The 9,796-nt window shown below is 71.3% G+C and carries 10 protein-coding genes and 1 pseudogene; 5 read left to right on the top strand and 6 right to left on the bottom strand.

Translation table 11 applies throughout. The annotated features are described in order from the left end of the window. Window positions 1–212: pseudogene (locus AWZ10_RS02730) on the bottom strand (phosphoesterase); the annotation flags it as partial. Between the two features lie 136 nt (window positions 213–348). On the opposite strand from AWZ10_RS02730, the gene AWZ10_RS02725 reads away from it, so the two are divergent. From AWZ10_RS02725 to AWZ10_RS02715, 3 genes are all read left to right on the top strand, one after another. Continuing rightward, window positions 349–1,968 carry an ABC-F family ATP-binding cassette domain-containing protein gene (locus tag AWZ10_RS02725; protein WP_060890355.1) on the top strand — a complete coding sequence of 540 codons (1,620 nt, stop codon included), beginning with the start codon at window positions 349–351 and terminating at the stop codon, window positions 1,966–1,968. Between the two features lie 134 nt (window positions 1,969–2,102). Continuing rightward, window positions 2,103–2,336, top strand: a complete 234-nt coding sequence (locus AWZ10_RS02720; protein WP_046702773.1) for a DUF6158 family protein — start codon at window positions 2,103–2,105, stop codon at window positions 2,334–2,336. Beyond that, a complete protein-coding gene (locus AWZ10_RS02715) occupies window positions 2,333–2,920 on the top strand; it encodes a TIGR03086 family metal-binding protein (RefSeq protein ID WP_060890354.1) in 588 nt (195 codons plus the stop codon). The genes AWZ10_RS02720 and AWZ10_RS02715 overlap by 4 nt, the downstream gene beginning before the upstream one ends. A gap of 252 nt (window positions 2,921–3,172) precedes the next feature. Here the strand turns inward: AWZ10_RS02715 and AWZ10_RS53415 are convergent, their stop codons facing one another. From AWZ10_RS53415 to AWZ10_RS02700, 4 genes are all read right to left on the bottom strand, one after another. Next, a complete protein-coding gene (locus tag AWZ10_RS53415) occupies window positions 3,173–3,367 on the bottom strand; it encodes a hypothetical protein (protein WP_244172360.1) in 195 nt (64 codons plus the stop codon). A gap of 84 nt (window positions 3,368–3,451) precedes the next feature. Beyond that, window positions 3,452–3,994, bottom strand: a complete 543-nt coding sequence (locus AWZ10_RS02710) for a type 1 glutamine amidotransferase domain-containing protein (RefSeq protein ID WP_046702771.1) — start codon at window positions 3,992–3,994, stop codon at window positions 3,452–3,454. Window positions 3,995–4,058: 64 nt separating this feature from the next. Further along, the gene (locus AWZ10_RS02705) at window positions 4,059–4,502 is read right to left on the bottom strand and encodes a DUF2795 domain-containing protein (protein ID WP_060890353.1); all 444 of its coding nucleotides are present in this window, start codon (window positions 4,500–4,502) and stop codon (window positions 4,059–4,061) included. Between the two features lie 285 nt (window positions 4,503–4,787). Next, the gene (locus AWZ10_RS02700; protein WP_060890352.1) at window positions 4,788–6,602 is read right to left on the bottom strand and encodes a thiamine pyrophosphate-requiring protein; all 1,815 of its coding nucleotides are present in this window, start codon (window positions 6,600–6,602) and stop codon (window positions 4,788–4,790) included. A gap of 234 nt (window positions 6,603–6,836) precedes the next feature. Between AWZ10_RS02700 and AWZ10_RS02695 the strand changes: the two genes are divergently transcribed. Next, complete coding sequence (locus tag AWZ10_RS02695; RefSeq protein WP_046702768.1) at window positions 6,837–7,625, top strand: RNA polymerase sigma factor SigF; 789 nt, start codon at window positions 6,837–6,839, stop codon at window positions 7,623–7,625. Here the strand turns inward: AWZ10_RS02695 and AWZ10_RS02690 are convergent. Next, window positions 7,573–8,745, bottom strand: coding sequence for a PAS domain-containing protein (locus AWZ10_RS02690; RefSeq protein ID WP_107417366.1), 1,173 nt, complete (start codon window positions 8,743–8,745; stop codon window positions 7,573–7,575). The genes AWZ10_RS02695 and AWZ10_RS02690 overlap by 53 nt on opposite strands. Before the next feature lie 118 nt (window positions 8,746–8,863). Between AWZ10_RS02690 and AWZ10_RS02685 the strand changes: the two genes are divergently transcribed. Continuing rightward, window positions 8,864–9,580, top strand: coding sequence for an ANTAR domain-containing response regulator (locus tag AWZ10_RS02685; RefSeq protein WP_052769466.1), 717 nt, complete (start codon window positions 8,864–8,866; stop codon window positions 9,578–9,580). Window positions 9,581–9,796 lie beyond the last annotated feature (216 nt).

The raw sequence follows: 9,796 nt of genomic DNA, 5'->3' as shown, positions 1-9,796 counted from the left end.
CTCGGACTCCGCGTCGCCGCGATCGCCGCCGCCGTGGCGAACCACAGCACGCCGTGGTTCGCGGCGCGGCTCAGCTTGGGCAGGAGGGGGTGCGCGCCCGGCCAGTCGCGGGTCGCCACCGCGTTGAACAGGCGGCTGTCCGCGGCGAGGAAGCGGTCACGGAGGATGTGGTGGCCCGGGGGGCGGACGGTGAGGTCGACGTCTGGGGTCATGTGTCCACGGGTACCCCATGAGGGCACAAGCGTGTCGGGCGGGGTGCCGTTGGCGGCAGGGGCCGATCCCGCCGGAACCGGGCAGGTCGGGAAATGGATTTGCTCGGTCGTTCCCCTGCCTCGGACAATGCGCCCCATGGGACATCTCGAAGCCGCTCATCTGGAGTACTACCTGCCGGACGGGAGGGCTCTGCTCGGGGACGTGTCCTTTCGGGTGGGGGAAGGGGCGGTCGTCGCGCTGGTCGGGCCCAACGGGGCCGGGAAGACGACGTTGCTGCGGTTGATCTCCGGCGAGCTGAAGCCGCACGGCGGATCGGTGACCGTCACCGGGGGGCTCGGGGTGATGCGGCAGTTCGTGGGGTCCGTCCGGGACGAGACGACCGTGCGGGACCTGCTGGTGTCGGTGGCGCAGCCGAGGATCCGGGAGGCCGCGAAGGCGGTCGACACCGCCGAGCACGGGCTCATGACCGTGGACGACGAGGCGGCCCAGCTGAAGTACGCGCAGGCCCTCTCCGACTGGGCCGAGGTACGCGGCTACGAGGCGGAGACGCTGTGGGACATGTGCACCTCGGCCGCGCTCGGCGTGCCGTACGAGAAGGCGCAGTGGCGGCAGGTGCGGACGCTCTCCGGCGGTGAGCAGAAGCGGCTCGTGCTGGAGGCGCTGCTGCGCGGCACCGACCAGGTGCTCCTCCTCGACGAGCCCGACAACTACCTCGACGTACCCGGCAAGCGGTGGCTGGAGGAGCGGCTGGCGGAGACCCGCAAGACCGTGCTCTTCGTGTCGCACGACCGGGAGCTGCTGTCCCGCTCCGCCGAGAAGATCGTGAGCGTGGAGCCGGGGCCGGCGGGCGCGGACGCCTGGGTGCACGGCGGCGGGTTCGCCACCTACCACGAGGCGCGGGCGAAGCGGTTCGAGCGCTTCGAGGAGCTGCGCAGGCGTTGGGACGAGAAGCACGCCCAGCTCAAGAAGCTGGTGCTGACGCTCCGGCAGATCGCTGAGAACAGCCCCGACATGGCCTCCCGCTATCGCGCCGCCCAGACCCGGCTGCGCAAGTTCGAGGAGGCCGGTCCGCCCCCGGAGCCGCCGCGCGAGCAGGACATCACGATGCGGCTCAAGGGCGGACGTACGGGCATGCGGGCCGTCACCTGCAAGGGACTCGAACTCACCGGGCTGATGAAACCCTTCGACCTGGAGGTCTTCTACGGCGAACGGGTCGCCGTCCTCGGCTCCAACGGCTCGGGCAAGTCCCACTTCCTGCGGCTGCTCGCCGACGGCGACGTGGCTCACACGGGGGAGTGGAAGCTCGGCGCCCGGGTCGTGCCGGGACACTTCGCGCAGACGCACGCCCACCCGGAGCTGGAAGGGCGGACGCTGCTCGACATCCTGTGGAAGGAACACGCCCAGGACCGGGGCGCGGCCATGTCCCGGCTGCGCCGCTACGAGCTGACCAAGCAGGCCGAGCAGTCCTTCGACCGTCTCTCCGGCGGCCAGCAGGCCCGCTTCCAGATCCTGCTCCTGGAGCTCCAGGGCGTCACGGCCCTGCTGCTCGACGAGCCCACCGACAACCTCGACCTGGAGTCGGCGGAGGCCCTGCAGGAGGGTCTGGAGGCCTTCGAGGGCACCGTGCTCGCTGTCACCCACGACCGCTGGTTCGCTCGCTCGTTCGACCGCTACCTCGTCTTCGGCTCCGACGGTCGCGTACGGGAGACGCCGGAGCCGGTGTGGGACGAGCGGCGGGTGGAGCGCGCCCGCTGACCCCACCGGCCCCACTGGCCCCACGGGCCCCGGCGGGCGTGTCGCGTCCGGCTCCGTACGGCGTACGCAGAAGCCCGGGGCCAGGGATCTTCGTACAGTGGAGGGAGAAGCGCGACGAAGATCGGGGTACCACCATGACCGGAGTGCACCCGGACCAGCTGGACGACCAGCAGTTGATGAAGGAGCTGGAGTCGATCCACCGCACGCGTCACGACACGCTGCTGCACGGTTCGACCGAGGCACTGCGCACCCACAACGAACGCATGGCGCAACTGGAGGGCGAGTACCTGCGCCGCCACGCGCGCCGGCAGGTCGTCCCGGGACGCACACGCGAGGGCGCGCGGGATCGAGGACCGGCGACGACATGACGACGCAGGCGCGTACGCGTGCGCTGCTCGACCGGCACGCGGAGGCCCAGGATCTCTTCGGTGCGCGGGTGCATGCCGTCCGTGACGACCAGTGGGGGGTGGGGACGCCCTGCGTCGAGTGGTCGGTCCGTGACCTCGTCAACCATCTCGTGTCCGAGCAGCTGTGGGTGCCCTCGCTGGTGCGGGACGGCTGCATGATCGAAGAGGTCGGCGACACGTTCGAGGGGGACCTGCTGGGGCCGGACCCCGCGGCCTCCTGGGACACGGCGGCGCACTCCGCGCGGGAGGCGTTCGCGGCGCCCGGTGCGCTCGACCGCACGGTTCATCTGTCGTACGGGGACACTCCTGTGACTTCCTACTGCGCGCAGATGGTCGCCGATCTCGTCGTGCACGCGTGGGATCTGTCGCGGGCGATCGGCTTCGACGAGCGGCTGCCCGGTGAGCTGGTGTCGTTCGCCGTGGATGAGGTCACGCCGTACGCGGGGGAGCTGGAGAAGAGCGGGTTGTTCGGGGCGCGGGTGACCCCGCCGGCGGGGGCCGACGCGCAGACGCGGTTGTTGTGTCTGCTCGGGCGGAGGCCCTAGCGAGCGGTTCGGAGCTGGGGCCTGGTGGCCCTCGCGCCCCCTGGAGGGCCGGGCCGGCCCTCCAGGGCGGGCCCGGCCCTCCGGCCGTCGCTGTCAGCGGTGCGTCGGTGGGTGGTCCCGGTGACGGTGGACCGCTGTCGCCGCCATGAACCTGCTGGCGCAGTCCTCGTCGTCCGCCCTGCCCCGGGCCGTGTCCGTCACGACGCCCCGGTCCGTCTCCACGTGGTGGAGCTCGGAGGAGAGGCGTACGCCCTAGGGGTGCGGACCGGCGACGATGCCGACGTCGGAGCCGAGGGCGCCGATCGGTTTGCCGTGGCGGTAGGCATCGCGGACGAAGCACAGGGCGTGGGCGTTGGTCGACGAGGAGGGCGGTGGAAGTCCTCCGTCAGGGTCGGCCTGTCCTCGCCCACGGCCAGGGAGTCGTCGGTGTGGCCGACGGCCACACACTGGTCGGTGGGGAGGGGCCCGACGCCGGGTCGTCCGGGTGGGCGGCCCCGTGCTGTTGCCGCTTGCGGTCCATGGGCGCGCTCGTCAGGCGGCCTCCTGGGAGAACACGTCGAGGAACGCCTCGCAGAACGCCTTGAGGTCGTCCGGCTTGCGGCTGGTGACCAGCTTGCCCGGACCGTGGTCGCAGATCTTCACCTGCTCGTCGACCCAGGTGCCGCCCGCGTTGCCGATGTCTGTGCGCAGGCTCGGCCACGAGGTCAGGACCCGGCCGCGGACCACGTCCGCCTCGACCAGTGTCCACGGCGCATGACAGATCGCCGCGACCGGACGGCCCCGCTCGAAGAACTCCCGGACGAACGACACGGCCCGCCCGTCCAGGCGCAGGAAGTCCGGATTGGCCACCCCGCCAGGCAGGACCAGCGCGTCGAACGACTCGGCCGGTACCTCGCCCACCACGGCGTCCACGGAGAACGTGTCCGCCTTGTCGAGATGGTCGAAGGCCTGCACCCGACCGGGCTTGGTCGACACCAGTACGGGCTCGTGTCCGGCGTCCTTCGCCGCCTGCCAGGGCTCGGTCAGCTCGATCTGCTCGACACCCTCGGGTGCGGTCAGGAATGCGATACGCATGGCTGCTCGGTCTCCTTTCCTCGGCCTGGTCCCTCGCTCATCGGGCCACCTCCCGGCAAAGCCCCTATGTGTCCCGCCCGTGTGCGGACTGCGTGCCGTCCGCCGAGGGCCGCGCGGCACCGCCGGTTTCGTCCTCGGCGTCGACCACCGCCTCCGCGAGCCGGTGCACCGACTCGTAGCGCGCCGTGCGCGGCAGCCGCTCCAGGGGCTCCACGAGTGCGTCCGGGGCGTGCCGGCCCCGCAGGACACGGACCAGTTCGGCGGGGCCCGCCGGGAAGGACGTACGGCCCAGGACCCGGGCCAGCTCCAGTTGCAGGACCTCCACCCGGGCGGGCGCACGGTTCGGCGTCACCGGCCCGTACGTGACCTCCGGGTCGTCCTCGGCGTAGGGCTCCGGGTCGTGCCACTCCGCCGTCCGTGTGGGATGCCCCGAACGGAGCATCCCCTGCAGTTCCTGCTTCATCTCGTCGTCGCGGTGGGCGCTGTGTCGGTCGCTGCCTCGCTGCATGACTCCCCTTCCAAATGGTTCGTGGCCCCTCGCGTACCCGAGCACCCGGCAACGACACGGACGCGGCACACCCCCGGGGAAGGAACGGACTCATGGCGGCTGTCACTGTGATCATTCCGCTGCTGGTGCCGGGCGTCCCGCCGACGCCCGGCCGCCACGAGGAGACGGTGCCGCCACCCGTCGAGCGGACCGACCGGCCGCAACAGACCGTACCGATCCGCCGGACAGGTGAATGCCGGAGCGGGCGGCGGGGGCCCAGGGCCACCGGGCGCGACTCCCGGCCGTTCACGACTGCTTGCGGCCCCTGCCCTTCTCCCGGTTGCCCGGCAGGAACTCCTGCATCTTCGCCTTCAAGCCCTGCTTGACCATGGACGCCCGGTCGGCGTCGCCCTTGAGGACCGAGGCGGCCGTGGCCTCCATCTGCTCCCAGGTGGCGTGCGGCGGGATCGGCGGCACTGCCGGGTCGGTGAGGAACTCGACGACCGCAGGACCGTCGGCCGCCAGCGCCGCGCGCCAGCCCGCCTCGACGTCCTCCGGCTTCTCCACCCGGATGCCGGTCAGCCCCAGGGAGCGCGCGAAGGCGGCGTACTGGACGTCCGGCAGCTCCTGCGAGGGCAGGAAGGACGGCTCCCCGCCCATCGCCCGCAGCTCCCACGTCACCTGGTTCAGGTCGTGGTTGTTCCAGACGGCCACCACCAGCCGCGGATCCTCCCACCGGTCCTGGTACTTGGCCGCCGTGATCAGCTCCGCCATGCCGTTCATCTGCATCGCCCCGTCCCCGACCAGGGCGATCGCCGGACGGTCGGGGTGCGCGAACTTCGCGCCGATCGCGTACGGCACCCCGCAGCCCATCGTCGCCAGCGTCCCCGACAGTGATCCGCGCATGCCGTCCCGCATGGTGATGTGCCGGGCGTACCAGTTCGCCGCCGAACCGGAGTCGGAGGAGATGATCGCGTCGTCCGGCAGCAGCGCATCGAGGGCGTGGGCCACCAGCTCCGGGTTGATGGGGTCGGCCGACAGTTCCGCCCGGCGCGCCGTCACCTCGCGCCAGCGAGCCACGCCCGCGCACACCTCGTCGAACCACTCCCGGCCCCGTTCCGGATCGATCAGCGGGATCAGCCGCTCCAGCGTCGCCCTCGCGTCCCCGATCAGGTTCACCTCGTACGGGTAGCGCATCCCGATCATGTGCGGGTCGATGTCGATCTGCACGGCACGGGCCTTGGCGAAGTCCGGCAGGAACTGCGAGTACGGGAAGGACGAGCCGATGGTCAGGAGCGTGTCGCAGTCGCGCATCAGCTCGTACGAGGGGCGGGTGCCCAGCAGACCGATCGAGCCGGTGACGTACGGCAGTTCGTCGCTCAGCGCGTCCTTGCCGAGGAGTGCCTTGGCGACGCCCGCACCGAGCAGTTCGGCGATCCGCGCGACCTCGGCGCGGGCTCCGGCGGCGCCCTGCCCGATGAGGATCGCGACCTTGTCCCCGGCGTTCAGGATCTCGGCCGCCCGCTCTACGGACTCCGTCGAGGGCGCAGTCGTCCAGGACCCGCGGTCCAGGCTGGAGGGGACCATCTTGAACTCGTGGGTCGGCGCCGAGTACTCCAGCTCCTGCACGTCACCGGGGACGATGACGGCCGTCGGCGCCCGGCGGGCGTACGCGGTGCGGATCGCCCGGTCGAGGACGTTCGGCAGTTGCTCGGGCACGGTGACCGTCTCGACGAAGTCCGAGGCCACGTCCTTGAACAGGGTGTGCAGGTCGACCTCCTGCTGGTAGGAGCCGCCCATCGCGCTGCGGTGCGTCTGGCCGACGATCGCGAGCACCGGAACATGGTCGAGCTTGGCGTCGTACAGGCCGTTGAGCAGGTGGATCGCGCCGGGACCCGAGGTCGCCGCACACACTCCGAGCCGGCCGGAGAACTTCGCGTAGCCGACCGCCTGGAACGCGGACATCTCCTCGTGCCGCGACTGGATGAACCGTGGCCGGTCCTCGGCCCGCCCCCAGGCCGCGAGGAGCCCGTTGATGCCGTCGCCCGGGTAGCCGAATACTTGTTCGACATCCCATTCGCGCAGCCTCCGCAAGATGTGATCGGCGACCGTGGTGCTCATACTGGACCTCCCGGGGTGTGACCTCCCGAGCGAGTCACCCTCAGGGAAAAGGGAAAACCCCGAATGTGTTTGCCGTGCATGATCCGGGGCAGGCGCATAACAGTGCTTCGGACAGGAGGCACGTCCGTGGAAGAGGCGATCTTTCCATCACGGGTGTGTCGTTTCCTGTCACGTCCGCGCCCCCCACGGTGACCGTCCATCCCAGAAGCACCATCCAGGGAGTTGCGACGCACCATGCGTACTCAGGCGAAGCCCCACCCCCACGACGACGCCCCCGACACCGCGGAAGCCTTCCGCAGGCTTGCCGCTCTTCCCCCCGGTCAACAGCGGGACAGTCTGCGTGACCAGATCATCGAGGCGTGGCTTCCCATGGCCGAACGGCTCGCGGGACGGTTCCGGAGCCGTGGCGAGAGCTACGAGGACCTCCGTCAGGTCGCGTCGCTCGGCCTGGTCAAGGCCGTCGACCGCTACGACCCCGAGCTCGGAAACGCCTTCGAGAGCTATGCGGTCCCCACCATCACCGGCGAGATCAAGCGGCACTTCCGGGACCACATGTGGACCCTGCATGTGCCGCGCCGGGTCCAGGACCTGCGCAATCGCGTGCGGTTCGCCAGTCAGGACCTGTCCCAGACGATCTCCGGGCGGCGGCCCACCATCGCGGAGATCGCGAAGCAAGCGAACATGAGCGAGGAGGACGTCCAGGTCGGGCTCGAAGCCCTGGAGAGCTTCACGGCGCTGTCGCTGGACGCGGAGCTGCCGGGAAGCGAGGACGGGTACTCGCTCAGCGACGCGCTGGGGGCCGCCGACCCCGCGCTGGACACGGTGGTGGACAGGGAGGCCGTGAAGCCCCGGCTGGCCGCGTTGCCGGAGCGGGAGCGGGCCATCCTGTACATGCGGTTCTTCGGGGACATGACGCAGAGCCGGATCGCCGAGCAGCTGGGGATCTCCCAGATGCATGTGTCCCGGTTGATCAGCCGGTGCTGCGACCGGATGCGTGACCAGGTGATGCGGGACGTCGCGTAGTGCTCCGCCCCTGGGCCGGGCGTCGCATGGCCAGTGCCACATGGCGGGACATCGTGTCCATCGCCTGCGCCTCGGCCATCGAGAAGGCCAGACGGGCTCCTGAGCGGAAAAGGGTGAGGACACCCTCGACGCGGCCGTCCGGGGCCGGCAGGGGCACCGCCAGCAGGGACGTCACGTCCGCTCTGACGAGGACGGGGGCGCCGGAACGGTCGTGGCCGAAGGCGTCGGGGTCGGCGGGGCGGATCCGGAGCTCGGGGGAGCCGCCCCGGGCGACGGCGACGACGAGGGGGCAGGTGGTGGGATCCTGGGCCTCCAGGAGCTTCGCCTCCTCCTCGGAGGGGGCCAGAACCGTCGTCCGCGCGAGAAGACCGGAGGCCGTGGTGTCGGCGACCACCCAGTCGGCGAAACGGCCGTGCAGGACACGGGCCGCCCGGTCGAGGGCCGCGCCGTCGGGGGCGTCGAGCAGAGCCGTGGTCATCGCGTCGACGAGGTCCATCAGGGCCGCGTGGCGGGTGGTCTCGGTGAGGTTGGGCAGGGGGCGGAGGGGCTCGACGGTGGGCATCTGGAGTCCGGCGGGCTGCAGGGTGACCAGCACGGTGTTGCGTGGCTCGCTGCCGGGGCGCAGCGCGGTGAGCGTGGCACGCACCGGGATCGAGGGGCGCTGCTGGAGGTGTACGTCGAGACTGCGGTCGCCCTCGCCACGGGCCACGGCCGCGGCCTGGGAGCGGAACGCGCCCCGGTCGGCGTGGGCGAGGAACCCGCTGAGCGGACGGCCCGTCGCATAGCCCGACCGCACGCCGGTGAAGGCGGTCGCGGCCTGGTTGATGCGGCGCACCACCGTCTCGCGGTCCACCAACAGCACGGGCAGCGGCAGGCTTTGGAAGACGGCCTTCAGTAATTGGTGCTCCTGCGCTGCGGATGAGGTACCGCCGACCGGTCCCGACGTGGTGAGCCGCTCGTACCAGGGCCACAACTGGTCGGCCACGTGGTCGAGTTCGAAGATCGCTGCCTCCAGCACCGTCGGGAGATCGCCCGTCGGCACCGAGCGGGCCGCCTTGAGTTCCGCCACACGGCGGACGAAATCCGCGAGTTCCTCACCGAATTCGTCCGTCTGCGTCATGCGATGAACGTAACGCCTGGCCCGGGAGGGGTTGAAGAGGGTGGCGAATTCCAGAACGCGCGAGATTCGTTTTCCGCGCGGGCGACCGGGAAGGCGACCGGAGGAGGAGGTGTGCATCATGCCGGACAGCGAACAACTCGGCCGTGTGGGGCGGGAATCGGCTGAATCCGCCCATCCGGGCAGGAGGCTCTCCGAACTCGTCGAACAGGCCGCCCGTTGCACCAGCGACTGCTGTGGCGCCAGCAGCATCGTGTCGGACTGCGGCACCGAGCGTCCCGCCGCGGTCACCCACCCCGACCTCGCCGGACTGGTCGCGGTGCAACTGCGCTCGGGCGACGGGCCGATCCCGGACGCGCTGGAGTGCGGTGGGCCCGTCGACTCCGCCGACCTGCTGCGCGAGGAACGCTGGCCGGCGTACCGGGCCGTGGCCCTCGAAGCGGGCGTACGTTCCAGTGTCACGCTCCCCTTCAGGCGCGCCGGCCTCACCGTGACCCTCAGCCTCTACAGCTTCCGCCCCCACACCCTGAAGGACGCCCCGCACGGCCCGGCCCGCGCCCTCGGCGACCTCGCCGCGACCTGCATCGTCCGCGACCGTTCCTACCGGGCCGCCCTCACCGAACTCGACCAACTCGGCGCCGCCCTGCGTTCCCGGCCCGTCGTCGACCAGGCCTGCGGCATGGTCATGCACGTCCTCGGCTGCGACGCGGACACCGCGTTCACCGTCCTGCGCCGCATCTCCCAGGGCACCAACCGCAAACTGTCGGACGTCGCGTCGGCGGTGGTGGAGAAGCGGGGCAGGGGCCTGGAGAGGGAACTGGTCTCCCTTTCCGACTGAGCCGAGCCGAGGAGCCCCGAAGCGGCGCGGGGCCGTGTCCGTGTGCGGCTCCGCCGCGTGGGGACGACCAGTCCGCGGCGGACCGGTAGCCCGCGACGGACCAGTCCGCGGCGGACCGGCAGCCCGCGACGGACCCTGCACCCCAGACCCGGCACACCGGACCCGGCACCCCAGACCCGGCACACCAGCGGCGCACAACGGCCCGGCCGGCGGAGC

The sequence above is a fragment of the Streptomyces europaeiscabiei genome (assembly GCF_001550375.1).
Classification (GTDB): domain Bacteria; phylum Actinomycetota; class Actinomycetes; order Streptomycetales; family Streptomycetaceae; genus Streptomyces; species Streptomyces europaeiscabiei.
Note: the sequence above shows the minus strand (reverse complement) of the source record. Positions and strands in the feature narration are given on the sequence as shown.

What these genes read in the sequence shown, in the direction of transcription:
- AWZ10_RS02725 (WP_060890355.1), top strand. Translation starts at nt 349, where the DNA reads ATGGGACATCTCGAAGCCGCTCATCTGGAGTACTACCTGCCGGACGGG.
- AWZ10_RS02720 (WP_046702773.1), top strand. Translation starts at nt 2,103, where the DNA reads ATGACCGGAGTGCACCCGGACCAGCTGGACGACCAGCAGTTGATGAAG.
- AWZ10_RS02715 (WP_060890354.1), top strand. Translation starts at nt 2,333, where the DNA reads ATGACGACGCAGGCGCGTACGCGTGCGCTGCTCGACCGGCACGCGGAG.
- AWZ10_RS02710 (WP_046702771.1), bottom strand. Translation starts at nt 3,994, where the DNA reads ATGCGTATCGCATTCCTGACCGCACCCGAGGGTGTCGAGCAGATCGAG.
- AWZ10_RS02705 (WP_060890353.1), bottom strand. Translation starts at nt 4,502, where the DNA reads ATGCAGCGAGGCAGCGACCGACACAGCGCCCACCGCGACGACGAGATG.
- AWZ10_RS02700 (WP_060890352.1), bottom strand. Translation starts at nt 6,602, where the DNA reads ATGAGCACCACGGTCGCCGATCACATCTTGCGGAGGCTGCGCGAATGG.
- AWZ10_RS02695 (WP_046702768.1), top strand. Translation starts at nt 6,837, where the DNA reads ATGCGTACTCAGGCGAAGCCCCACCCCCACGACGACGCCCCCGACACC.
- AWZ10_RS02690 (WP_107417366.1), bottom strand. Translation starts at nt 8,745, where the DNA reads ATGACGCAGACGGACGAATTCGGTGAGGAACTCGCGGATTTCGTCCGC.
- AWZ10_RS02685 (WP_052769466.1), top strand. Translation starts at nt 8,864, where the DNA reads ATGCCGGACAGCGAACAACTCGGCCGTGTGGGGCGGGAATCGGCTGAA.